We start from the raw sequence: 22,341 nt of genomic DNA, 5'->3' as shown, positions 1-22,341 counted from the left end.
CCGCCGGGCCGGGGGCCGGTCAGCTGCCGCCCCGGTGCACCTGGAAGGCGGCCCGGCGGACCGCCTTGGCCAGCGCCGGGTCGGGGTGCGCGGCGGCCAGCGCCACCAGCACCTGGACGGTGCGCGGGTGGCCCACCGCCCGTACCTCCTCCAGCAGGCCGGGCACCGTGCCCTGCACCGCGGAGTCCAGATGGCGGACCAGCAGCCGGCTCTCCCCGTGGTCGGCGACGGCGGCCGCGGTGTCCACCCACAGCCAGGTGGCCTCCTCGCGGGTGAGCACCTCGGCGGCCTCCTCGGGGTCGTGTCCCTGCTGCTCGGCCAGCCACAGCAGGGCGTAGGGCCGCAGGCAGGGCTCCTCCACGGCGGCCCGCACCGCGCTCTCGGCGGGACCGCCCACCGCGCGCAGCGCCTCGAAGGCCAGGCCGCGCACCAGGGCGTCGTCGCCGCGGGCCGCCTCCAGCAGCTCGGCCACGGCGCTGCGCACCGGCCGGGCGGCCAGCCAGGCCCGGTACTCGGCGCGGGCCGGGCCGGGGGTGAGGTCGGCGCAGCCGCGCAGCATGGCCTCGGCGGACAGTTCGATATGGCCGGCCGGGCTCTGGGCGGCCACACAGATCTGCTCCAGCTTGACCCACACCGCCCAGTTGCCCAGCGGCGTCAACTGGGCTTCGGCCTCGGTCCCTTGACCACGGGTCACCAGGGCGCCCACCGAGGCCAGCCCGGCCAGCGCCCAGTCCAGCAGCCCCGGCAGCGGGCTGCCGGGCCCGTCGGTGGGCGGCGCGGCGGACGGCGGGGGCACGGCGGAGGGGCCGTCGTAGGGGATCTCACAGCGTTCGGCGCGGATCTCGGCCACCCGCTGCTGGAGCAGGTCCAGCAGCATGGCCACCGGCACCGGGCCGTCCGACAGATGCATCACGGACAGCAGCTGGGGCGCCGCCTCCACCACCTCGGCGGCCACCGCCGGGTCGGTGCCGGCCGGTTCGGGCAGGGCCAGGGACCAGGCGTCGAAGAGGGCGACCCAGCCGCGCAGCACCGCGCTGTCGTCGCGGTCCCAGGCGGTGAGCCGCCAGCCGGGGCGGGCGGTGCCGTCGTGCAGCTCCAGCAGTCCGGCCAGCCGGGCCCGGTCCCAGTCGGTGCGCACCTGCCGGGCCGTCAGGCCCAGGGCGGCGGCGGCCCGTTCGGCCCGCTCGGCGCCGGGCCCCAGGTCATGGGCGCCTTCGGCGGCCGCCCAGCGGGCCAGCCGGACGGCGCCGGTGAGGCCGGCTCTGGCCTGGCGGGCGAGTTCCGGGCGGGCCGGGATGCCGGCCGGCGGCCGGGGGACCGGTCGGGTGCCGCGGTTGGCCACTGCCCTGCGGGCGGCGGCGATCGGCTGTCGGGGGACGAGTCTGAGCCGGGAGTCGCGCGGAGTACGGGACGTCACAAGAGCAGTCTTGCCGTTCACGCTCCGAAAACCCAATCGGAATGGACGATGCAGCGGGCGACGGCCCTGGTGGGTCCCGCCGGGGCGCTACATCAGGGGGGTGAGGAAGCGGCGCAGCGCCTCCTCGTAGCGGTGCGGGTCGGCGTTCCAGGCGGCCGCATGCGGAGCCTCCCGGACCGAGCGCAGGGTGACCAGGCCGGGCCGGCGCTCGGCGAGTTCGCGGGAGCGCTCCCAGGGCGCCAGGGCGTCGTCGGGGCCGTGCAGGATCAAGGTGGGAACCAACAGTTTGTCAGGTTCGCCCGCCCGCAGCAGCAGCCCGGGGTCCAGGCCGGCCCGGTGCCGGGCGGCCCGCACCGCGTAGGGCACCAGGGCCCTGGGCACCCGGTGCCGGGCCAGGGCGCGCAGGGTGGCCTGCCAGTCGAGCACCGGTGAGTCCAGCACCAGGCCGCTGATCCGGTGGCTGAGCGGGGAGTCCAGGGCGGCCAGCAGGGCCATGGTGGCGCCGGTGGACCAGCCGTGCAGCACCACCCGCCGGGCGCCGTTGCGCACCGCATGCCCGATGGCGGCGTCCACGTCGTGCCACTCCTCGGCACCCAGCCGGTTGATGCCGTCCAGGGCGGGCGGGGCGCCGGGGTCGCCGCGCAGGGCGGGGGCCAGTACCGGCAGCCGCAGCCGGTGCAGGAAGGGCAGCAGCGCCATGGCCTGCCGCCGGGTGGCGCCCAGGCCGTGCACGGTGATCACCCAGGTGTCCCGGGGGCCGGGCAGGAACCAGGCGGGCAGCGGCCCCAGTTCGCCCTCGACCTGTACGTCGGAGTGGTCCAGGCCGAGCGCGTCGCGGGGGTTGCCCGGGTACAGCTGGGGGCTGAGCCAGACCTTGGTCCCCGGGTCCAGGGCGCCGTGCACCAGCCGGCGCAGGTGCCGGACCACCCGGTCGGGCGGGTGGGCCACCTCGGCGACCGGCGGTCCCACGATGGCGTGCAGGTCCTTGCCGACCAGGGCGTAGGTGCCGGGGCGCACCGAGGCGGCGGTGCGGGAGAGGGTGACGGTGGCGGTATCGGCGCCGTGCACCGTGCAGCGCTCCTCGCCGGGCAGCGGCCGGTCCGGCGGAATCTTCAGGGCGGCGTCGCCCGCGTACCGCCCGGCGGCCAGCACGGCCGCCCCGGCACCCACCACGGTCGCTGCGGTCGTGGCCGCTTTGCGCAGGAGCATCGCCTCCAGTCTCGGGGCGGTGGGCGCCCGCTGCCACCCGGGAGACCTCCGCCGCTCAGCCGCGCTGTCCGTAGCCGCGCAGCTTGCCGGTGGCGGCGGCCAGCTGCTCGGGGGTGAGCAGGGCGGGGGTGCGGCCGGGCACCGCGGCGGCGGTGAGCCAGACCCTGCACATCCACTCCAGCTGGGCGGTGCGGTCATAGGCCTGTTCCAGGCCGGCGCCGTAGGTGAGCATGCCGTGGTTGGCCAGCAGGCAGCCGGTCCGCCCGTCCAGTGCCCGCAGCGCGCCGGCCGCCAGTTCCTCGCTGCCGTACAGGGCGTACGGGGCCACCCGCACCGGGCCGCCGAGGGCGCCCGCCATGTAGTGGACCAGCGGCACCTCCTCGACCAGGGTGGAGACGGCGGTGGCGTGCACCGCGTGGGTGTGCACCACGGCGGCCGCGTCGGTGGCCCGGTAGACGGCCAGGTGCAGCGGCAGCTCGCTGGTGGGGGTGAGGCTGCCCAGCACCTGGCGGCCGTCGAGGTCCACGGCGGTCACATCCCCGGGGCCGAGCCGGTGGTAGGGAATCCCGCTGGGCGTGATGAGAATCATGTCGCCCAGCCGGGCCGAGACATTGCCGGAGGTGCCCACCACCAGCCCCTCGGAGGCGGTGCGACGGGCCGTGGCCAGCACTTCCGTCCAGAGCGCCGGGATGTCCCGGTCTTCCGTGCCACCCCTCATCGGCTGCCGCCTCCGGTTCGCGTCATCGTCGGTCCCGTCTCAGTTCACCTTCCGTTCACCAAGGCTCCTTACGGTCGCCGCGTACTGACCACCGGACTGATTGCCTGGGTGAATGGAACACATCACGCTTCTCATCGGGATCGTGATCGTCACGGCCTTGGTGTTCGACTTTACGAACGGCTTCCACGACACGGCCAACGCGATGGCCACCACCATTTCCACCGGGGCCATGAAGCCCAAGGTCGCGGTGGCCATGTCGGCGGTGCTCAACCTCGTCGGCGCCTTCCTCTCCGTGGAGGTCGCCAAGACGATCTCCGGGGGAATCATCGACGAGAAGGCCGGCGTCAGACCAGAGGTGATTTTCGCCGGACTGGTCGGTGCCATCGTCTGGAATCTGCTGACCTGGCTGGCGGGCCTGCCCTCCAGCTCCTCGCACGCCCTCTTCGGCGGTCTGATCGGCGCCACCCTGGTCTCGGTCGGTACGCACGGCGTCCACGGTGACGCCATCGTGATGAAGGTCGTCATCCCCGCCGTGGCCGCCCCGATCGTGGCCGGTGTCGCCGCCACGGCCGCCACCCGGCTCACCTACCGGCTCTCCCGGGGCCGTGACGAGAAGGAGACCGCCAAGGGCTACCGGGCCGGGCAGATCGCCTCGGCCGCGCTGGTCTCCCTGGCCCACGGCACCAACGACGCCCAGAAGACCATGGGTGTGATCACCCTGGCGCTGGTCACCGGCGGCGTCATCGCCCCGCACTCCGACCCGCCGCTGTGGGTCATCGTCTCGGCCGGCCTGGCCATCGCGCTGGGCACCTACCTGGGCGGCTGGCGGATCATCCAGACCCTCGGCAAGGGCCTCACCGACATCCGCCCGGCCCAGGGCTTCGCCGCCCAGACCGGTGCCGCCACGGTGATCCTGGCCTCCTCGCACATCGGCTTCGCGCTCTCCACCACCCAGGTCTGCTCCGGCGCCGTGATGGGCGCCGGCCTGGGCCGCAAGGGCGGCGTGGTGCGCTGGTCCACCGCCGGCCGCATGGTCATCGCCTGGTGCCTGACCCTGCCCGCGGCCGGTCTGGTCTCCGGCGGCGCGGCACTGCTGGCCGACCAGGGCAGCTGGGGCGTGGCCGCCGTGGCCGTCCTCGGCCTGGGCGTCAGCGGCGCCATCTGGATGGCCTCCCGCCGCAAGCCGGTCACCTCCGAGAACGTCAACGCCACGGCTCCGGCCGAGCCCGCGGGTGTGGTGACCGCCGCGATGCAGGCCGTCGCGCCTCCCCCACGCCTGAACGGCGCGGGGGGACCCCCATCGGCGGGTCCGCTGGCCGCTGCCGCGCCGGTCGCCTCCGTCGCGACCGTCGCCCCTGTCACCCCCGCCGAGCCGGCCGCGGCCGCGAGCTGAAGGAATCGTCCATGCACATCGACTGGGTAGCCCTCGGGCAGGTCTTCGGCGTCAGCGTCCTGATGACGGTCGGACTGGTGGGTGTCTTCACCCTGGGGATCGTCGGCACCTCCGGCTCCTCCCGGAGCGTGGCGGCGCGCGCCGGTGCGTACGCCTGTTACGCGCTCTGCGCGGCGGCGGTCGCGTACGGGATCGTCCTCATCGTGGGCAAGTAAGGACGCCCCGACAGGGGCGCGGGGAACTGCGCGACCAGCCACTGCGGACCCGCACGGGCATCGTGACCTGGTGCGGGCCGTCGGTGGTTGCTCGCGCAGTTCCCCGCGACGGGGGCACCGTACAAAGTTGACGCCCCCCAACTCCCCATGGTGGACTGCCGAAGCCAAACGGCGACAGCCCAGAGGAAGCCGGTGCGAATCCGGCGCGGTCCCGCCACTGTCACCGGGGAACCCCGAACCCTCCCCGGAAGCCAGGAACTCTCGTCGCCGGTCACGTCGAGCCAGGGCGCGGACCCTGAGTGAGGACACATCAGCCATGCCCGGCCGAAGCCGCCCCTTGCCCAGCGCATCGCGCACCCGCCGGAGCACCACCGGCTGACCCATGCGCGCCGACTCCCTCACCTTCGCTTGCGGCGCGACCCTCGGCTTCCTCGGCGACCTCGCCCTCGGCGACCCCCGCCGGGGCCACCCCGTGGCCGCCTTCGGCCGTGCCGCGCTCGGCGTGGAACGCCGCCTGTGGCGCGACGACCGCGCGGCCGGCGCCCTGCACACCCTGCTCTGCGCCGGCACCGCCACCCTGTCCGCCGCCCTGCTCGCCCGCGCCATACGCCAATCCCCCGCCGCTGCCACGGCGTTGACCGCCGCCACCACCTGGGCGGTGCTCGGTGGCACCTCGCTCGGCCGGGAGGCCCGCGCCATCGGCCGGGCGCTGGAGCACGGCGACCTGGCGGCCGCCCGCGCCCGCCTCCCCCACCTCTGCGGCCGCGACCCCCAGGCCCTGGACGCGGACCAGATCGCCCGCGCCGTGGTGGAGTCGGTGGCCGAGAACACCTCCGACGCGGTGGTCGGCGCCCTGGTCTGGGGCGCGCTGGCCGGCTCCGCCGGGCTGGCCGGGTTCCGCGCGGTCAACACCCTGGACGCCATGGTGGGCCATAAGTCGCCGCGCTACCGCCGCTTCGGCTGGGCCTCCGCCCGCCTGGACGACCTGGCCGGCTGGCCCGGCTCCCGGCTCACCGCCGCGCTGGCCGTCCTCGCCGGACCCGACCCGCGCGGCGCCTGGCGGGTGGCCCGCCGCGACGCCGGCCGCCACCCCAGCCCCAACGCGGGCCCGGTGGAAGCCGCATTCGCGGGCGCCCTGGGCGTACGCCTGGGCGGCACCCTGGCCTATGCGGGCCGCGTCGAGCACCGCCCCGTACTGGGCGCGGAGAACCGCCCGGTCGCCGTCACCGACATCGAACGCGCCGTCCGGCTCTCCCGCCGGGTCTCGGCGCTGGCCCTGGCCACCGCCATATCGGCCCGTGGAATGGGCAGTTTGCTGCGGAAGACTGTAAAGGGGAGGAATCGTGGCTGAGTTGGGCGGCGGCCTGCTGGTGGCGGGCACCACCTCCGACGCCGGAAAGAGCGTGGTGACCGCCGGCATCTGCCGCTGGCTGGCCCGCAAGGGCGTCAAGGTGGCGCCCTTCAAGGCACAGAACATGTCGCTGAACTCCTTTGTCACCCGGGAGGGCGCCGAGATAGGCCGCGCCCAGGCCATGCAGGCGGCCGCCGCCCGGGTGGAGCCCTCGGCCCTGATGAACCCGGTGCTGCTCAAGCCCGGCGGTGACCGCAGCAGCCAGGTGGTGCTGATGGGCAAGCCGGTGGGCGAGTTGAGCGCCCGCGGCTACCACGCCGGGCGCCAGGAGCAGCTGTTCGGCACCGTCACCGAGTGCCTGGCCGAACTGCGCCGCACCCATGACGCGGTGATCTGCGAGGGCGCCGGCAGCCCCGCCGAGATCAACCTGCGCCGCAGCGACATCGTCAATATGGGCATCGCCCGGGCCGCCCGGCTGCCCGTGGTGGTGGTCGGCGACATCGACCGCGGCGGGGTCTTCGCCTCCTTCTTCGGCACCACCGCCCTGCTCTCCCGCGAGGACCAGGCGCTGATAGCGGGCTACCTGGTCAATAAGTTCCGCGGTGATGTCACCCTCCTCGAACCCGGACTGGAGATGCTGCGCGGCCTCACCGGCCGCCGCACCTTCGGGGTACTGCCCTTCGCCCATGGCCTGGGCATCGACGAGGAGGACGGGCTGAGGGTGTCGCTGCGCGGCGCGGTCCGCGAATCGGTGGTCGCCCCGCCGCACGGCCGTGATGTCCTGCGCGTCGCGGTCTGCGCCATCCCTCTGATGTCCAACTTCACCGATGTGGATGCGCTGGCCGCCGAACCCGGCGTGATCGTACGGTTCGTGGACCGCCCCGAGGAACTGGCCGACGCCGACCTGGCCGTGATCCCCGGCACCCGCGGCACCGTACGCGCCCTGTCCTGGCTGCGCGAACGCGGCCTGGCCGACGCGCTGGCCCGCCGCGCCGCCGAGGGCCGCCCGGTACTGGGCATCTGCGGCGGCTTCCAGGTGCTGGGCGAACGCATCGAGGACGAGGTGGAGTCCCGGGCGGGCGTGGTGGACGGCCTCGGCCTGCTGCCGGTACGGATCCGCTTCGCACCCGGCAAGACCCTGGCCCGCCCGGTGGGTTCGGCCCTCGGCGAGCCCGTGGCGGGCTATGAGATCCACCATGGCGTGGCCGAAGTCCTGGGCGGGGAAGCCTTCCTGGACGGCTGCCGGGTCGGCTCGGTATGGGGCACCCACTGGCATGGTTCCCTGGAGAGCGACGGCTTCCGGCGGGCGTTCCTGCGCCGGGTGGCGGACCAGGCGGGACGGTCTTTTGTCCCCGCCCCGGACACCAGCTTCGCGGCGTTGCGCGAGGAGCAGTTGGACCGCCTCGGCGATCTCATCGAGCAACACGCGGACACGGGCGCGCTGTTGCGCCTGATAGAGGAGGGGATGCCGGTGGCCGGCGCGCCCTTCATCCCGCCGGGCGCGCCGTGAGCGGGCCACGGTGAAGTGCGTTTTCGGCTGCGGGCCGTCCGTGGCCGTTCGCGCAGTTCCCATCGGCCCGCGGACGAAAGCGAACCCGGGGGCATGGGGGCGGAGCCCCCAGAGAAACGGTGAAAGGGCGGGACCGGGGCCACATCCCCCCACAGCAACCCACCACCCAGGAGGAACCCAACCAAATGCCCACTCCCACCTACCCCTTCACCGCCATCGTCGGCATGTCCGACATGCGGCTGGGCCTCCTCCTCAACGCCATCTCCCCCGCCATCGGCGGCGTCCTGGTCCGTGGTGAAAAAGGAACCGCCAAGTCCACGGCCGTACGAGCACTCGCCGCCCTGCTCCCCGAGATCGCCGTCGTCGCCGGCTGCCGCTTCTCCTGCGACCCGTCCGCACCGGACGCGACCTGCCCCGACGGCCCACACGGCACCCCGCAGCGCACCGCGCGACCGGCCCGCATGGTCGAACTCCCCGTCGGGACCTCCGAGGACCGCCTGGTCGGCGCGCTCGATATCGAGCGCGCCCTCGCCGAGGGAGTCAAGGCCTTCGAGCCCGGCCTGCTGGCCGACGCACACCGAGGCGTCCTCTACGTGGACGAAGTCAATCTGCTCGGGGACCACTTGATCGACTCCCTGCTGGACGCCGCCGCCATGGGCGCCTCCCATGTGGAGCGCGAGGGCGTCTCCGTCCGCCACTCCGCCCGCTTCCTCCTGGTGGGCACCATGAACCCGGAGGAAGGCGAACTCCGCCCCCAACTCCTGGACCGCTTCGGCCTTACCGTCGAGGTCGCCGCCTCCCGCGAGCCCGACGAGCGGGTGGAGGTCGTCCGCCGCCGCCTCGCCCATGACGAGGACCCGGCCGCCTTCGCCGCCAAGTGGGCCGCCGAGGAAGACGCCTTGCGTGAGCGCATCGCCGCCGCCCGCGCCATGCTGCCGAGGGTACGGCTCGGCGATGGTGCCCTGCGCCGGATCGCCGCCGTCTGCGCCGGCTTCGAAGTGGACGGTATGCGCGGCGACATCGTCACCGCCCGCACCGCCACCGCCCTGGCCGCCTGGGCCGGGCGCACAGAGGTCACCACCGAGGACGTACGCCAGGCAGCCCTGCTGTCGCTCCCGCACCGCCGCCGGCGCAACCCCTTTGACGCCCCCGGCCTGGACGAGGCCAAACTGGATGAAATCCTGGGCCAGTTCGAGGACGAAGAGCACGAAGAGCCCGAGGCGAACGAAGCGAACGAGGACGACGATCCGGACCCCCAGGGCCCCGGCCCCGACGGCCCCGACGGCGACGGCCCTGACGACCCCAACGGCCCCGGCGGTGGCCGGCCCCCGCATCGCGACCAGGCTCCCGTCGAGCCTCCCGCCCCCCAACTCCCGCCCCAGCGGGAGGACTCCACCGCCACGGAGGAGACCACCCCCGCGAACCACCACCCACAGGCAACCGGCACCCCCGCCCCCGAGGCACCGCCCGTAGCCGCCGCCACCCCCTTCCGGACCCGGAAGTTCGACGTCCCCGGCCTGGGCGAGGGCGCCGCCGGGCGGCGCTCGCGCGCTCGTACCGCCCATGGCCGCACCACCGGCGCACGCCGCCCCCAAGGCGCCCTCACCAGGCTCCACTTGGCGGCGACGGTACAGGCCGCCGCCCCGCACCAGCGGGCCCGTGGCCGCTCCGGTCCCGGACTGGTCGTCCGCCGCGATGACCTGCGCGAGGCCGTCCGCGAGGGCCGCGAGGGCAACCTGGTGCTGTTCGTGGTGGACGCCTCCGGCTCCATGGCCGCCCGTAAGCGGATGAGCGCCGTCAAGGGCGCCGTGCTCTCCCTTCTGCTGGACGCCTACCAGCGCCGCGACAAAATCGGGATGATCACCTTCCGGGGCGCCGGTGCCGAGGTGGCGCTGCCGCCCACCTCCTCGGTGGACACCGGCGCGGCCCGGCTGGACCGGCTGCCCACCGGGGGCCGCACCCCGCTGGCCGCCGGCCTGCTCCGGGCCCATGAGGTGCTGCGGGTGGAGCGGCTGCGCGACCCCTCCCGCCGTCCGCTGCTGGTGGTGGTGACGGACGGCCGGGCCACCGGGGGCGCGGACCCGCTGCCCCGGGCGCAGCAGGCGGCCCGGCTGCTGGCCGGACAGGGTGTCGCCTCGGTGGTGGTGGACTGCGAGTCCGGCCCGGTGCGCCTGGGGCTGGCCGCCGAACTGGGCCGCGAACTGCGCGGCCCGGTGGTGACCCTGGAGGAACTGCGCGCGGAGCATGTCTCCGCGCTGGTACGGACCGTTCGTGCAGACATTTGTGCAGACAGGAGGGCCGCGTAATGCCCAAGGGACAGCCGCTGGTGGTACCCGAGGATGGACTCACCACCCGCCAGCGCCGCAACCGCCCGCTGGTGTTCGTCCACACCGGCACCGGCAAGGGCAAGTCCACCGCCGCCTTCGGCCTGGCCCTGCGGGCCTGGAACCAGGGCTGGCCGGTCGGGGTGTTCCAGTTTGTGAAGTCCGCCAAGTGGCGGGTCGGCGAGGAGCGGGCCCTCAAGGTGCTGGGCGACTCCGGCGAGGGCGGCTCGGTGACCTGGCACAAGATGGGCGAAGGCTGGTCCTGGATCCAGCGGGATGCCGAGATCAGCAATGAGGACAAGGCCCGCGAGGGCTGGGAGCAGGTCAAGCGCGACCTGGCCGCCGAGACCTACCGCCTCTATGTCCTGGACGAGTTCGCCTACCCCCTGCACTGGGGGTGGATCGACACCGATGAGGTGATCTCCGTCCTGCGGGACCGTCCCGGCACCCAGCATGTGGTCATCACCGGCCGCAACGCCCCGGAAAAGCTCCAGGACTTCGCCGATCTGGTCACCGATATGACCAAGGTCAAGCACCCCATGGACACCGGCCAGAAGGGCCAGCGGGGCATCGAGTGGTGAGCAACGTACCTCGTCTGGTCATCGCCGCCCCGGCGTCCGGCAGCGGCAAGACCACGGTGGCCACCGGGCTGATGCGGGCCTTCGCCGACGCGGGGCTGGCCGTCTCCCCGCACAAGGTGGGCCCCGACTACATCGACCCCGGCTACCACGCCCTGGCCACCGGCCGGCCGGGCCGCAACCTGGACGCCTACCTCTGCGGCCCGGACCGTATCGCCCCCCTCTTCCTCCATGGCGCGGCGGGCTGCCAACTCGCCATTGTGGAAGGCGTGATGGGCCTCTTCGACGGGGCCGCCGGCCAGGGTGAACTGGCCTCCACCGCCCATGTCGCCAAGCTGCTGCGCGCCCCGGTGGTGCTGGTGGTGGACGCCTCCTCGCAGTCCCGCTCGGTGGCGGCCCTGGTGCATGGCTTCGCCTCCTGGGACCCGGAGGTGCGGGTGGCGGGCGTCATCCTCAACAAGGTCGCCTCCGACCGTCATGAGGCGCTGCTCCGCGAGGCCCTGGAGGAGTCCGGGGTACCGGTGCTGGGCGTGCTGCGCCGCGCCCCGGCCATCTCCGTACCCAGCCGCCACCTGGGCCTGGTCCCGGTGGCCGAACGGCGTATGGACGCCCTGGACTCGGTGGCCGCCCAGGCCGAACAGGTACGTACCGGCTGCGACTTGGACGCCCTGCTGGCCCTGGCCCGCAGCGCGCCCCCGCTGCCCGGCCCGGCCTGGGAACCGGCGCCCTCCACCGCCCCCGCCACCCCGGTGATCGCCATGGCCGCCGGCCCCGCCTTCACCTTCTCCTATGCCGAGCACACCGAACTGCTGACGGCGGCGGGCGCAGAGGTCGTCCCCTTTGACCCGCTGCACGATGAATCGCTTCCCCCCGGCACCTCCGGCCTGGTCATCGGCGGCGGCTTCCCCGAGGTGTACGCCCCGGAACTGTCCGCCAATGAGCCGCTGCGCGGGGAGGTTTCCCGGCTGGCGGCGAGCGGGGCGCCCATTGTGGCCGAGTGCGCGGGCCTGCTCTATCTCTCCCGCTCACTCGACGGCAAGCCGATGTGCGGCGTCCTGGCAGCCGACGCCGTGATGTCGCAGCGCCTCACCCTTGGCTACCGCGAGGCGGTCGCCCTCACCGACAACGCCCTCGCGGCCGCCGGGACCCGGGTACGCGGCCATGAGTTCCACCGCACCATGACCACCCCGGGCGCGGGCCCGTCCCCCGCCTGGGGCGTCACCCACCCCCGGCGCGGTGTGGAGGGCTTCGCCCAGGGCGGCGTACACGCCTCCTATCTCCACCTCCACTGGGCCGGTGCGCCGGAACTTCCCCGGCGCCTGGTCGCCAATGCGGCCCTTGCCTCGCTAGCGGGACACGATATGCACGCGCTTGATGTTGACCGCTAGCTTCGGGAACCCGTCACCGGGCCCGTTCTGGTCGTCCTCGCCACCCGCCGCGATCTTCTGCAGCACCTTGAGGCCGCCGGTCACCTTGCCGAACGGCGTATAGGCGGGCGGCAGTTTGGTGTCCTTCCAGACAAAGAAGAACTGGCTGCCATTGGTGTTGGGCCCGGCATTGGCCATCGCCACCGTCCCCGCCGGATAGGTGGCCCCGGCCAGGTTCTCATCGGGGAACGAATAGCCGGGCCCCCCGCTGCCGGTGCCGGTCGGGTCGCCGCACTGCAGCACATAGATGCCCTTGGTGGTGAGCCGGTGGCAGTGGGTGCGGTTGAAGTAGGCGTGCTGCGCCAGGAACTTGAAGGAATAGGTGGTGCACGGCGCCTTGTCGGTCAGCGCCCGGAAGGTGATGGCGCCCTGGTTGGTGCGCAGGGTGGCTCTATAGGGCTTGGCGGCCTTGGCCGGGTCGAAGACCGGTATCCCCTTGAAGTTGTCCGCGGGGACGGCGGGTGTGTAGGTGCAGGCGGCCGGCTGCGCGGGCGGGGGCTGGGTGGCCGCCGCGGCCTGGGCGGCGGCGCCGAGCGGAAGCAGCGCGGCGGCGGCGAGCAGGGCATATGGCTTACGGGACACTGGACGGTTCCCTTCGTAGGGCATTACCGGCGGGCATCGGTACAACGGCTCGGCAGCTTGCCGCCGATGGAGCCCACAGGCAATCCCCCGGGCGCCCGGAACTTCCGGTGGCCGGGAACCTCAGTACATGGCCGGGAACCTCAGTACAGCGCCTCGCCCATGGGGGAGTTGTCGCCCACCACATAGGCACGGATCGCCGCCAGATAGGCGCCGCGGGCGACCAGACCGTCACCATCGGCGTCCAGCGCGTCAAACGCGGCCTTGGCATTGCCGGGCGGATTGTTCAGCGCGGTACGCAGGGTGGTGAACTCGTCCCGGTTCAGCGCCCCGTCCCCATCGGCGTCCACGAGGTCGAACAGCGAGCCCAGCGCGAAGCGGCAGATGTTGTCGAACTTCTCACCGTCCACCCATGCGTCGTACTCCTCGAAGGTCAGCCGTCCGTCCGCGTTCGCGTCCATCGCCCGCCAGGCCTTGGCGCCCTCCGCGCGGGCGGTGATGACCAGCGCGTCGTCCTCGGTGCGCCCCGTCGCCCCGACCACCCGGTCGATCCGGGAGAGATAGTCCTGTGCCGAGATGACACCGTCCCCGTCCAGGTCCATCATCGCGAAGACCCGCCGGGTGGCGGTGGCGGCTGTGGTGGTCGTACGGTCCACTCGTTTTCCTCCCACTTGCTCTCAACTCGCTCTCAACTCACCCAAGTCGCTTCCGACTCGACGAGCACCCCCGCTCGTCCCGTCCTTCCTACCCCCGCCCGCACCGCGCCTCGCAGGGCTCCCGGAAATGTGCGGGGTGGGCAGAAGCGGTAGCGCGTTGGAGCGCGCGTGCGAGCGGGTGCGCGCCGGGTGCTGCTCCATGGCGCCTGGGTGACCGACGCGGCCATGGGCAGTCAAGTGACGGCAGCTGCCGATGAGTTGGTTGGAGGAGATGTGTTCCGGATGCGCGGCACCGCGGTGACGCTGGGGTCCCTGGCGCTGATGATCTCGTCGTTGGTATGGGCACCGGCCGGCCATGCCCTGACCGGTGGGGACGGGCTGACCGGCGGGGACGGGGCCGTCACCTGCACCGGCCATTCCATCAGCCACTACGACCCGCCGCTGACCCTGCGGTCCCGGCCGACCCGGGTCCATGCCGACCTGCGGTACGAGTGCACCACCGGCCCGGGCCGGACCCTCGCTGCCACCAGTTCCTTCGACTCCTCCCCCGCACCGGCTTCCTGCGCCTCCTCGTCCAACGCCGACGGCAGGGAAACCGTCCGGTATGCCGACGGCCGGTGGTCGTTGATCGCCCTGGACGCTGTCATCACCGCCCGGGCCGGGGGCCCGGTGGCCGTTCTGCAATCAGGCCGGGTGGTCAAAGGACTCGGCGCCGGGCACCCGGTACGGCGGACCGTATCCGCCCCGCCCCGCCAACTGCCCATGGACTGCCTGACGTCCGGCATCCGCAGCACTGAGGCCGGTGTCCAGCTGGAGATTCTGCCGTAGCCCTCATATGCGGCTGGGGGCGTGCGCAGGGCCGGCCTTAGGGTTGCCCGGCGTACATCTCGAAGGAGCCCGGAATTGCAGCACAGCCCCCTTCGCCTCCACCTGGGCATCGGCGCCCGGCGGGGGGTCACCGCCGAGGAGGTGCTGGACCTTGTCCGGCGGACCCTCGCCGACGCCGGACCCGGCGTGATCGCCGCCCTGGCGACCGCGGAGGGCAAGGCCGGGGAGCCCGGCCTCCGCTCGGCGGCGGCGGAGCTGGGGGTGCCGGTGCGGGCGTATCCGGCGGCGGAGCTGGACTCGGTGGCCGTACCGCACCCGTCGGCGACGGCACGGGCCGCCGTGGGCACCGGGAGCGTGGCGGAGGCGGCGGCGCTGCGGTCCGCGGGGGCCGGGGCCGTGCTGGTGGTGGGGAAGCGGAAGTCCCCCCGGGCCACCTGCGCCATCGCCCGGGAGCCCGGCTGAGCGGCGGGCCGGCCCGGACCGATACCGTTTCCCTGTCCGGCCGCCGCCCGAGAAAGACCCCAGCATGGCGATACCCACCGAGTCCGACCTGGATCTGCGCCACCATGGCGATGCCGAAGTCCGCGGCAAGGGCGCCGAGTTGGCCGATCTGGCGGTCAATGTGCGGCAGGGCACACCCCCGGTGTGGCTGCGCGAGCGGATAGCCGCGTCGCTGGACGGGCTGGCCGCCTATCCGGACGGGCGGGCCGCGCGGCGGGCGGTGGCGGCGCGGCATGGACTGCCGGAGGAGCGGGTGCTGCTGACGGCCGGGGCGGCGGAGGCGTTTGTCCTGATCGCCCGGGCACTTCCGGCCCGGCGGCCCGTGGTGGTACATCCGCAGTTCACCGAGCCGGAGGCGGCCCTGCGGGATGCCGGGCACCCGGTGGAGCGGGTGCTGCTCGATGCCGCGGACGGCTTCCGGCTGGACCCCCGGGCCGTGCCGGGGGACGCGGATCTGGTGGTGGTCGGCAATCCCACCAATCCCACCTCCGTGCTGCATCCGGCCACCGCGCTGGCCCGGCTGGCCAGGCCGGGGCGGACCCTGGTAGTGGACGAGGCGTTTATGGACGCGGTGCCGGGCGAGGGCGAGTCGCTGGCGGCCCGGACCGATCTGCCCGGCCTGGTGGTGCTGCGTTCGCTGACCAAGACCTGGGGGCTGGCCGGGCTGCGGATCGGCTATGTGCTGGCCTCGCCCGGGACCATCGCCCGGCTGGAGCGGGCGCAGCCGCTGTGGCCGGTGTCCTCGCCCGCGCTGGCCGCCGCCGAGGCGTGCAGCGGCCCCCGGGCGCTGGCCGAGGCGGCGCATGCCGCGCACCGGATCGCGGCCGAGCGGGAGCATCTGGTGGCACGGCTGGGCGAGTTCGGCGACCTCACCGTCCACACCCCGGCGGCCGGGCCATTCGTCCTGGTCCGGCTGCCGGGCGCGGACGCGGTGCGGGTGCGGCTGCGCGGCCTGGGTTTCGCGGTGCGGCGCGGTGACACCTTCCCGGGCCTGGGCCCGGACTATCTGCGGCTGGCGGTACGGGACCGGGCCACCACGGACAAGTTCGCGGCAGCCCTGGCGAAGGCGATGTCCTCCCCCGCCCCGTCAGGCGGTGGCGAGCCCGCCGGGTGAGGCGGCCGGGCCGGGCCGCGCGGTCTCCCGGACACTCGCCGCACCCATCCCCAGCGACGTTTACGCCGCGTCCCTCCGCCGCCGGGAGACGAGCAGCGCACCGCCGCCGCCCACCACCAACAGCCCGGCCGCGGCGGCGATACAGGGCGTGGCGGAGGAGCCGCCGGTCTGGGCCAGGTGGTTCTTGGGCACGGTCTTGTCGGCGACGGTCTGCGGCTTGAGCTGGGTGCCCCTGGTGTCGGAGGAGCCGGTTTTGGCGGCCGGGGCGGCCGGTGACTCGCAGGTCGCCCGGGCCAGGGTCACCGTGCCATGGACCTCGGCCACGCCCAGCTTCAAGGGGTTGACCGAGACGGAGAGCTCGAGCGCGGTGGCGGCGGCGGTGCGGGAGGTGGTGGCGGTCCTGGCGAGGTCCAGCCGGACCTCGCCGACGGCGGGTACGTCCACCTTGGTGGTGCCATTGGCGCCGACGGTGACCTTCTTGCCCAGGACGGTGACCGAGCCGGGCAGTTGGGAGTGGGCGGCCGGCTGGTGGCCCGCCCGGCAGTCCGCCTCCGAGGTGACCTGGTCCACCTCGATCAGGGAGAGCAGCGGCAGCCCGGGCAGATGCACCCTGGCGTGCACCAGGTTGGCATAGCCCCGGGCGGAGTGCGCGTCGGCGGTGGCCCGGGCGGTGGCGGCGTCGGCGCGCAACACCTCGATGGGGCGGCCCTGCTGGGCACCGTCCAGGGTGACGGACAGGGCCTTGCGCTCACCACTGGCGGGCGCGCTCACCTCGTTGAGCGAGGCGTTCAGCGGGACATGGACGGACCGGCCGAGCAGGGCGACATCGAGCCCGGTGCGCAGGACGACCGCGCCGGAGCGTCCGCGCTCGCCCGTGGCATGGGCGGCGGGGGCGGTGCCCAGGGCAAGCGCGCCCACGGTACCGAGGGCGGTGAGAGCGCGTACGGGCATGCCGAAGGAGGCATTGCTGGTGCTGAACACGTGTGTGGGAACCCTTACATGGAGAAAGGAGCCGCCGGCGCGCCCATGGGGGACATCGCGCGCCGCCGGCATCGACCACGCAATGGTCGGCCACGGAAGAGTGAACTACCCCTGAACCAGCGTCAGTTCACTCCAAAGAGGGGGATTCGGCACCGCATTCGATTCAGCAGTCGCTCAACTCACCACACGTCCCCGGAGAATGACCCGTCGCGGTGCGCCCAGCACCCGGACATCCGCCCGCGGGTCCTCGCCGTAGACCACCAGGTCCGCCGGGGCGCCCTCCTCCAGCCCCGGGCGGCCCAGCCACCGCCGGGCGCCCCAGGAGGCGGCCCGGAGCGCGGCGTTGGCCGGCAGCCCCGCCTTGACCAGCTCCGCCACCTCCCGCGCCACCAGGCCATGGGCCAGCGAACCGCCCGCGTCGGTACCGACATAGACCTCGATCCCGGCGTCATAGGCGGCGCCCACCGTCGCATAGCGCCGGGCGTGCAGCGAGCGCATATGCTCCGCCCAGCGCGGGAACTTGCCCTCCCCGCGGGCGGCGAGCTCCGGGAAGGTGCCGATATTGACCAGGGTCGGCACAATGGCTATCCCCCGCTCGGCGAAGAGCGGAATGGTCTCCTCGGTCAGCCCGGTGGCGTGCTCCACACAGTCGATCCCCGCCTCGGCCAGCGGCGCCAGCGACTCCTCGGCGAAGCAGTGCGCGGTCACCCGCGCCCCCAGCCGGTGCGCCTCCGCGATGGCCGCCTCCACCGCGCCCCGGGGCCAGACAAAGGACAGATCGCCGGTCTCCCGGTCGAGCCAGTCACCCACCAGCTTGACCCAGCCATCGCCCCGGCGCGCCTCGCGCGCCACATAGGCCACCAGATCCTCCGGCTCGATCTCATGGGCGTAGTTGCGGATATAGCGCTTGGTACGGGCGATATGCCGGCCCGCCCGGATGATCCGCGGCAGATCCTCCCGGTCGTCGATCCAGCGGGTGTCCGAGGGCGAGCCCGCATCCCTCAGCAGCAGTGCCCCCGCGTGCCGTTCGGTCAGCGCCTGCTTCTCGGTGGTGTCCCGGTCCACCGCCCCATGGGCGTCCAGACCCACATGGCAGTGCGCGTCCACCAGACCGGGCAGCGCCCAGCCCTCGACGGTGGTCACCTGGCGCGCCCCCGCCGGCGGGTCGAAGGTGAGCCGTCCGCCGACCACCCACGCCTCGTCCCGTACCTCCTCCGGCCCGATGAGCACCCGGCCCTTGATCCGCAGCACCTCGCCCGTCACTCGCTCTCCCGCTCTCCTCGCTGGTGGCCCTGCGACCAGTGTCACTTACGGCCGACGACCATGGACTCCGCGCCCGCCAGATGCTGCACCCGGCTCTCCCGGAACCCCGCCTCGGCCAGCCAGGCCCGGCAGTCGGCCCCGGTGTAGTCAAAGCCGCCCGGCGTCTCGATCAGCATGTTCAGGCTCATCAGCAGCCCCGTCGCATTCTCCCGCCGGTCATCGTCGATCAGGCTCTCGTAGATCACCACAATGCCGCCCTCGGGCAGGCTGCGGTACGCCTTGGCCAGCAGCATCCGCTTGGTGGGCAGGTCCCAGTTGTGCAGGATGTGGCCGAAGAGCAGCACCTCGGCCCGGGGCAGCGGCCCGGTGAGAAAGTCACCGGCCGCGAAGGACAGCCGGCCCGCCGGGCCGTGCCGGCGCAGATGGTCCGCAAAGCTGTCCCGCACGGCGGGCAGGTCGAAGCCGGTGCCGCGCAAGTGCGGGTGCCGGTGCAGCAGATGGCTGAGCAGCGCGCCCTCGGCACAGCCGATGTCGGCGACGGTGCGGTACGCCGTCCAGTCCAGCGCCTCGGCCAGGGCGTGCGCGGAACGCAGCGACAGCCCGGTCATGGCCCGCTGGAACCCGGCCAGCCGGGCGGGATCCCGGTAGATGGTGTCAAAGAGCCCGCCGCCGTCCGATATCTCGTTCTGCGGCCTGCCCGTGCGCAGCCCCTCCCCCAGCGACGCCCAGAACCCATAGAGTCTGCTGTCCGCCATCTCCAGGAATCCACCGAGATAGGTGTCCTTGGCGCGGTCCAGATAACGGTCCGTGGTGGGGGTGTTGGCATAGACACCCTCGGGATCGCCGGAACGCTCCAGCAGGCCCAGCGCCACCAGGGCATCGAAGAAGTCGCGGGCGGCGCGGGGGTGCAGACCGAGCCGGGTGCGCAACTCCTCGCAGTCCAGCGGCTTTTCGGCGAGCTCGGTGAACAGCCCCAGCCGGACTGCCGTGAGCAGCACCTTCGATGCCTGGAAGCCCATGGCGAGGCGCAGTATCCCGTCCACCCCGACGGGTGCGCCCGACACCGGAGGACGGTCCTGCGCTGCGGAACGGGAACCCTGACGGCCGGGATCCGTTTGCCGGTGAGGATGAGAAGCATCACTGGTGGTCACGTGATCATTAATGGCCCATCACCCGCCGTTCGTCCATAGCCGGACCCGCCTCCACCGCACGGCGGAGGCCGCTCCTCTGCACGGCCGAAGCGGCCGGCCGCCCGGCCGGGCGAGGCTGCTGCCATGAACCGTCCGCTGCCCCTGACCCCCCGGGTATCCGCCCGCCCCTCGCCGCTCGCCGTCCTGCGGGCCGTGGCCACCGCCGCCTGTGTCCCCTACCTGGTGCTCAAGCTCGCCTGGATCTGCGGCAGCCGGGTCGGCGTCCCGCCGGGCAGCCCGCTGCGCACCAACCGTACGGTGATGGTCTACGGCAACGCGGTGACGGTGCTGATGGACGCCTGTGTGGTGGTGCTCGCCCTGCTGCTCACCCGCCCCTGGGGCCGCCGGGTGCCCGCCTGGCTGCTTCTGCTGCCCATGTGGAACGCGGTGGGCCTGCTGGCCCAGATCATGTACGGCTTCCCGGTACAACTGCTCGCCCGCGCCCTGGGCCTGGCCACCCCCGCCCATGCCTCCGGCCAACCGTTCCTGGACGACTGGGTGTTCACGGTGGTCTACACCGGATTCATCATCCAGGGCCTCACCCTGGGCACCCTGTTCCTCCGCTACGCCCGCGACCGCTGGGGCCGGCTCTGGCGAGGCCCCATCGGCGCACCGGACCGACTCCCGCCCTCCGCGGCGCAGTTGGCCGCCTTCCGCACCGCCGGCCTGCTGACCCTGCTGCCCGCCACCGTCCATCTGCTGTGGGCCTGCGGGCTGCGCACCGGCCTCCCGTCCGCGGCCCGCGGCACCGACTTCACCATCGTGGAGTCGGGCTATGTGCTGTTCTCCGCCCTGACCTTGGCCGGTGTGCTGCTGCTCCTCCGGGGCAGGTACCTTCCGCTGCGCCTGCCGCTGCTGCTGACCGGCATCGGATCGGCCGCGCTCAGCTGCTGGGGTGCCTGGATGCTCCTCTCCACCCTCGTCACCTCCCCTTCCAAGGACCACATCATCACCCCCCTTCCCATCGCCACTTACTCTGTGCAGATGCTGATCGGACTCCTGCTGGCCTGGGCCCTCTTCTCCTTCCTGGCCCGGCGCCCGACCCCCGCCGGTACCCCGTGAGGGCCATACTGGGGTCACAGGCCCGGCTGCGCTGGGTGCATCTCCTCCTGGGCGGCGCCCTGTTGATGCCCTACTACCTCCTGGCCACGGTCCTGCTGTCCTTCGCACTGGCGCCCGGCACCGGGCTCCTGGGCACCGCCGTCTTCCAGCTCTCCGCCCTGCTGGTGGCCGTCCCGCTGGCGGCTCTGTCCGCACTGCTCTTCCCATTGGTCCGGCCGCTGGAGGCCACCGCCGCCCGGGCGTTGACCGCACCCGACGGCGAACTGGCCACCGGCCCCGCCGACACCTGGGGCGAACGGACCCGGCCCGCGCTCTACTTCACCCTGCATGTCCTCCTGGGCGGCATTGTCAGCGGTATGGCACTGGCCGGGCCGCCGGGTGCGGTGGCACTGATCGCCCTGCCGCTGACCGGCCATGGTGACACCCTTCGCGCCATGCCCTGGGCGCACTGGGCCCAGGGCCCCTGGCTGACCCTGCTGGCACCCCTGTCCGGCCTGGCCCTGCTGGCACTGCTGATCGCCGCCCCCTGGGCGGCCGGCACCGTACTGGCCCGCTGTGCGCCCCGGCTGCTCGGCCCCAGCGCCGCCGACCGGCTGGCCGAGGCCGAACACCGCGCCCACCAGCTGGCCCTGCGCAACCGGCTGGCCCGTGAGCTGCATGACTCGGTGGGACACGCGCTCAGCGCGGTACTGCTGCAGGCGAGCGCGGCCCGCACTGTCCTGGACTCCGATCCGGCCTTCGCCCGCGAGGCGCTGGCCGCCATCGAGCAGACCACCCGGAACGCGGTCGGCGAACTGGACACCGTGCTGGGCCTGTTGCGCGAGGACGGCCCCGCCTCCGCCGCCCCCGCCCCCACCCTGGCCGAGCTGGACGGCCTGCTGGCCCGTACCCGCGCGGCCGGGAGCACGGTCACCCTCACCACCACCGGCCGGCCCCTGGACCGGCTGCCGCCGGTGGTCTCCCGGGAGGCGTACCGGATCGTCCAGGAGGGGCTGGGCAACGCCCTGCGCCATGCCGGCCCGGTGCCGGTGGAACTGCGGATCGACATGGACGACGACAACTTGGAGGTCACCGTGCGCAATCCCCTCACCCCGGGCCCCGGCCACCGCCGCCAGGGCGGCGGCCGGGGCCTGGCGGGCATAGCCGAACGCGCCACCCTGCTGCGCGGAAGCAGCACCGCGGGCCAACGGGACGACACCTGGCAGCTGACCGTCCACCTGCCCCTGAAGGGAACCACCCGATGACCGGCTCCGACTCCGCCCTGCGTATCGTCCTGGCCGACGACGAGCGGATGATCCGCACCGCGCTGCGTGTCATCCTCGGCGCAGAGGAGGGGCTGGAGGTCGTCGGCGAGGCGGCCACCGGCGCCGAGGCGGTCTCCGTCACCCGCCAACTCCGGCCGGACATCGTGCTGATGGACGTACGGATGCCCGATGTGGACGGCATCCGGGCCACCGAGCAGATCCTGGCCACCATGGACCGGCCGCCGCGCGTCATCGTGGTCACCACCTTCGAGAACGACAGCTATGTCTATGAGGCCCTGCACGCGGGCGCCTCCGGCTTCCTCCTCAAACGCGCCGAACCGGCCGAACTGGTGCATGCGGTACGCCTGGTGGCCCGCAGCGACTCGCTGCTCTTCCCCGCCGCGGTACGCAACCTGGCCGCCGCCCACGCCGGCCGCCGCGCCACCGACGCCCGCGCCGCGGAACTCCGCGCCAGGCTGTCGGAGCGGGAGGCGGAGGTACTGCGGCTGATGGCCCTGGGCCTGTCCAACGCGGAGATCGCCGAACGGCTCTTCCTGGGCGCGGCCACGGTCAAGACCTATGTCGCCGGGGTGCTCGCCAAACTGGGCGTACGCGACCGCACCCAGGCGGTGATCGCCGCCTACGACTGCGGTTTCATCACTCCCAAGCCGGTGTCCTGACACTCGGCGTCGGATTTCCTTTGCCGCTTCGCACCGAACCGCAAAGGAAATCCGGCGCCGAGCGCGGCGCGTAGGGTCATGGAACCGTAAAGGGGAGCCAT

21 protein-coding genes and 1 riboswitch are annotated in these 22,341 nt (G+C 73.3%); of the genes, 13 read left to right on the top strand and 8 right to left on the bottom strand.

Going from position 1 to position 22,341, the window contains the following annotated elements; genetic code table 11:
- Nucleotides 1-19: 19 nt before the first annotated feature.
- The 3 genes from CV755_RS01490 to CV755_RS01480 all read right to left on the bottom strand — a co-directional run bounded on the left by CV755_RS01490 (nucleotide 20) and on the right by CV755_RS01480 (nucleotide 3,344).
- Nucleotides 20-1,417 (bottom strand): hypothetical protein, encoded by a 1,398-nt coding sequence (locus CV755_RS01490; protein ID WP_109278278.1) that lies wholly within the window; start codon nucleotides 1,415-1,417, stop codon nucleotides 20-22.
- A gap of 87 nt (nucleotides 1,418-1,504) precedes the next feature.
- Nucleotides 1,505-2,626: an alpha/beta hydrolase gene (locus tag CV755_RS01485; protein ID WP_109278277.1), complete on the bottom strand. Its 1,122-nt coding sequence runs from the start codon at nucleotides 2,624-2,626 to the stop codon at nucleotides 1,505-1,507.
- 55 nt (nucleotides 2,627-2,681) lie between these two features.
- Nucleotides 2,682-3,344 carry a class II aldolase/adducin family protein gene (locus CV755_RS01480; RefSeq protein WP_109278276.1) on the bottom strand — a complete coding sequence of 221 codons (663 nt, stop codon included), beginning with the start codon at nucleotides 3,342-3,344 and terminating at the stop codon, nucleotides 2,682-2,684.
- A gap of 112 nt (nucleotides 3,345-3,456) precedes the next feature.
- Between CV755_RS01480 and CV755_RS01475 the strand changes: the two genes are divergently transcribed.
- From CV755_RS01475 to CV755_RS01445, 7 genes are all read left to right on the top strand, one after another.
- Nucleotides 3,457-4,737, top strand: coding sequence for an inorganic phosphate transporter (locus CV755_RS01475; RefSeq protein WP_109278275.1), 1,281 nt, complete (start codon nucleotides 3,457-3,459; stop codon nucleotides 4,735-4,737).
- Nucleotides 4,738-4,748: 11 nt separating this feature from the next.
- On the top strand, nucleotides 4,749-4,952 hold the full coding sequence (locus tag CV755_RS01470) for a hypothetical protein (RefSeq protein ID WP_109278274.1): 204 nt from the start codon (nucleotides 4,749-4,751) through the stop codon (nucleotides 4,950-4,952).
- 182 nt (nucleotides 4,953-5,134) lie between these two features.
- A riboswitch (cobalamin riboswitch) is annotated at nucleotides 5,135-5,213 on the top strand.
- A gap of 121 nt (nucleotides 5,214-5,334) precedes the next feature.
- On the top strand, nucleotides 5,335-6,303 hold the full coding sequence (locus tag CV755_RS01465; protein WP_109278273.1) for a cobalamin biosynthesis protein: 969 nt from the start codon (nucleotides 5,335-5,337) through the stop codon (nucleotides 6,301-6,303).
- A gap of 1 nt (nucleotide 6,304) precedes the next feature.
- Entirely contained in the window at nucleotides 6,305-7,813 is a 1,509-nt protein-coding gene (locus CV755_RS01460; protein ID WP_193553328.1) for a cobyric acid synthase, read from the top strand.
- A gap of 185 nt (nucleotides 7,814-7,998) precedes the next feature.
- Nucleotides 7,999-10,119, top strand: a complete 2,121-nt coding sequence (locus tag CV755_RS01455) for a putative cobaltochelatase (protein ID WP_109278271.1) — start codon at nucleotides 7,999-8,001, stop codon at nucleotides 10,117-10,119.
- Nucleotides 10,119-10,718 carry a cob(I)yrinic acid a,c-diamide adenosyltransferase gene (cobO, locus tag CV755_RS01450; RefSeq protein ID WP_109278270.1) on the top strand — a complete coding sequence of 200 codons (600 nt, stop codon included), beginning with the start codon at nucleotides 10,119-10,121 and terminating at the stop codon, nucleotides 10,716-10,718. The genes CV755_RS01455 and cobO overlap by 1 nt, the downstream gene beginning before the upstream one ends.
- Complete coding sequence (locus CV755_RS01445; protein WP_109278343.1) at nucleotides 10,715-12,103, top strand: cobyrinic acid a,c-diamide synthase CobB; 1,389 nt, start codon at nucleotides 10,715-10,717, stop codon at nucleotides 12,101-12,103. The genes cobO and CV755_RS01445 overlap by 4 nt, the downstream gene beginning before the upstream one ends.
- Here CV755_RS01445 and CV755_RS01440 read toward each other — a convergent pair.
- Both CV755_RS01440 and CV755_RS01435 read right to left on the bottom strand, forming a co-directional pair.
- Nucleotides 12,062-12,724 carry a peptidylprolyl isomerase gene (locus CV755_RS01440; protein ID WP_241560898.1) on the bottom strand — a complete coding sequence of 221 codons (663 nt, stop codon included), beginning with the start codon at nucleotides 12,722-12,724 and terminating at the stop codon, nucleotides 12,062-12,064. The genes CV755_RS01445 and CV755_RS01440 overlap by 42 nt on opposite strands.
- Nucleotides 12,725-12,864: 140 nt before the next feature.
- Entirely contained in the window at nucleotides 12,865-13,377 is a 513-nt protein-coding gene (locus CV755_RS01435) for an EF-hand domain-containing protein (RefSeq protein ID WP_109278268.1), read from the bottom strand.
- A 168-nt stretch (nucleotides 13,378-13,545) separates the two neighbouring features.
- Here CV755_RS01435 and CV755_RS01430 point away from each other — a divergent pair, with 168 nt between their 5' ends.
- The 3 genes from CV755_RS01430 (at nucleotide 13,546) to cobC (ending at nucleotide 15,820) form a co-directional block, all read left to right on the top strand.
- Nucleotides 13,546-14,205 (top strand): hypothetical protein, encoded by a 660-nt coding sequence (locus CV755_RS01430; protein WP_153068550.1) that lies wholly within the window; start codon nucleotides 13,546-13,548, stop codon nucleotides 14,203-14,205.
- 75 nt (nucleotides 14,206-14,280) lie between these two features.
- Nucleotides 14,281-14,667 carry a cobalamin biosynthesis protein gene (locus tag CV755_RS01425; protein WP_109278266.1) on the top strand — a complete coding sequence of 129 codons (387 nt, stop codon included), beginning with the start codon at nucleotides 14,281-14,283 and terminating at the stop codon, nucleotides 14,665-14,667.
- A gap of 64 nt (nucleotides 14,668-14,731) precedes the next feature.
- Nucleotides 14,732-15,820, top strand: a complete 1,089-nt coding sequence (gene cobC / locus CV755_RS01420) for an Rv2231c family histidinol phosphate aminotransferase CobC (protein ID WP_109278265.1) — start codon at nucleotides 14,732-14,734, stop codon at nucleotides 15,818-15,820.
- Between the two features lie 60 nt (nucleotides 15,821-15,880).
- On the opposite strand, the gene CV755_RS01415 is transcribed toward cobC, so the two are convergent.
- The 3 genes from CV755_RS01415 to CV755_RS01405 form a co-directional block, all read right to left on the bottom strand.
- On the bottom strand, nucleotides 15,881-16,801 hold the full coding sequence (locus CV755_RS01415) for an SCO1860 family LAETG-anchored protein (RefSeq protein WP_109278264.1): 921 nt from the start codon (nucleotides 16,799-16,801) through the stop codon (nucleotides 15,881-15,883).
- A gap of 174 nt (nucleotides 16,802-16,975) precedes the next feature.
- Nucleotides 16,976-18,052, bottom strand: coding sequence for an amidohydrolase family protein (locus tag CV755_RS01410; RefSeq protein ID WP_109278342.1), 1,077 nt, complete (start codon nucleotides 18,050-18,052; stop codon nucleotides 16,976-16,978).
- 53 nt (nucleotides 18,053-18,105) lie between these two features.
- Nucleotides 18,106-19,128: an acetylserotonin O-methyltransferase gene (locus CV755_RS01405; RefSeq protein ID WP_241560897.1), complete on the bottom strand. Its 1,023-nt coding sequence runs from the start codon at nucleotides 19,126-19,128 to the stop codon at nucleotides 18,106-18,108.
- A 210-nt stretch (nucleotides 19,129-19,338) separates the two neighbouring features.
- On the opposite strand from CV755_RS01405, the gene CV755_RS01400 reads away from it, so the two are divergent.
- Genes CV755_RS01400 through CV755_RS01390 form a run of 3 tightly spaced genes read left to right on the top strand, consistent with a single transcriptional unit; the run spans nucleotide 19,339 to nucleotide 22,240 of the window.
- Nucleotides 19,339-20,316 (top strand): hypothetical protein, encoded by a 978-nt coding sequence (locus CV755_RS01400; protein WP_109278263.1) that lies wholly within the window; start codon nucleotides 19,339-19,341, stop codon nucleotides 20,314-20,316.
- Complete coding sequence (locus CV755_RS01395) at nucleotides 20,313-21,560, top strand: sensor histidine kinase (RefSeq protein ID WP_338323614.1); 1,248 nt, start codon at nucleotides 20,313-20,315, stop codon at nucleotides 21,558-21,560. The genes CV755_RS01400 and CV755_RS01395 overlap by 4 nt, the downstream gene beginning before the upstream one ends.
- Entirely contained in the window at nucleotides 21,557-22,240 is a 684-nt protein-coding gene (locus tag CV755_RS01390) for a response regulator transcription factor (protein WP_109278262.1), read from the top strand. Before CV755_RS01395 ends, CV755_RS01390 begins: the two co-directional genes overlap by 4 nt.
- The last annotated feature ends 101 nt before the right edge of the window (nucleotides 22,241-22,341 follow it).

Origin of the sequence: Streptomyces orinoci, assembly GCF_003121295.1 — a bacterium.
GTDB classification, from domain to species: domain Bacteria; phylum Actinomycetota; class Actinomycetes; order Streptomycetales; family Streptomycetaceae; genus Streptomyces; species Streptomyces orinoci.
This window is presented reverse-complemented; position numbering and strand designations above follow the sequence as displayed.

Bases quoted from the DNA above. Each gene is read 5' to 3' on its own strand.
- CV755_RS01390 (WP_109278262.1), top strand. From the start codon at position 21,557: ATGACCGGCTCCGACTCCGCCCTGCGTATCGTCCTGGCCGACGACGAG.
- CV755_RS01465 (WP_109278273.1), top strand. From the start codon at position 5,335: ATGCGCGCCGACTCCCTCACCTTCGCTTGCGGCGCGACCCTCGGCTTC.
- CV755_RS01480 (WP_109278276.1), bottom strand. From the start codon at position 3,344: ATGAGGGGTGGCACGGAAGACCGGGACATCCCGGCGCTCTGGACGGAA.
- CV755_RS01470 (WP_109278274.1), top strand. From the start codon at position 4,749: ATGCACATCGACTGGGTAGCCCTCGGGCAGGTCTTCGGCGTCAGCGTC.
- CV755_RS01400 (WP_109278263.1), top strand. From the start codon at position 19,339: ATGAACCGTCCGCTGCCCCTGACCCCCCGGGTATCCGCCCGCCCCTCG.
- CV755_RS01455 (WP_109278271.1), top strand. From the start codon at position 7,999: ATGCCCACTCCCACCTACCCCTTCACCGCCATCGTCGGCATGTCCGAC.
- CV755_RS01485 (WP_109278277.1), bottom strand. From the start codon at position 2,626: ATGCTCCTGCGCAAAGCGGCCACGACCGCAGCGACCGTGGTGGGTGCC.
- CV755_RS01475 (WP_109278275.1), top strand. From the start codon at position 3,457: ATGGAACACATCACGCTTCTCATCGGGATCGTGATCGTCACGGCCTTG.
- cobO (WP_109278270.1), top strand. From the start codon at position 10,119: ATGCCCAAGGGACAGCCGCTGGTGGTACCCGAGGATGGACTCACCACC.
- cobC (WP_109278265.1), top strand. From the start codon at position 14,732: ATGGCGATACCCACCGAGTCCGACCTGGATCTGCGCCACCATGGCGAT.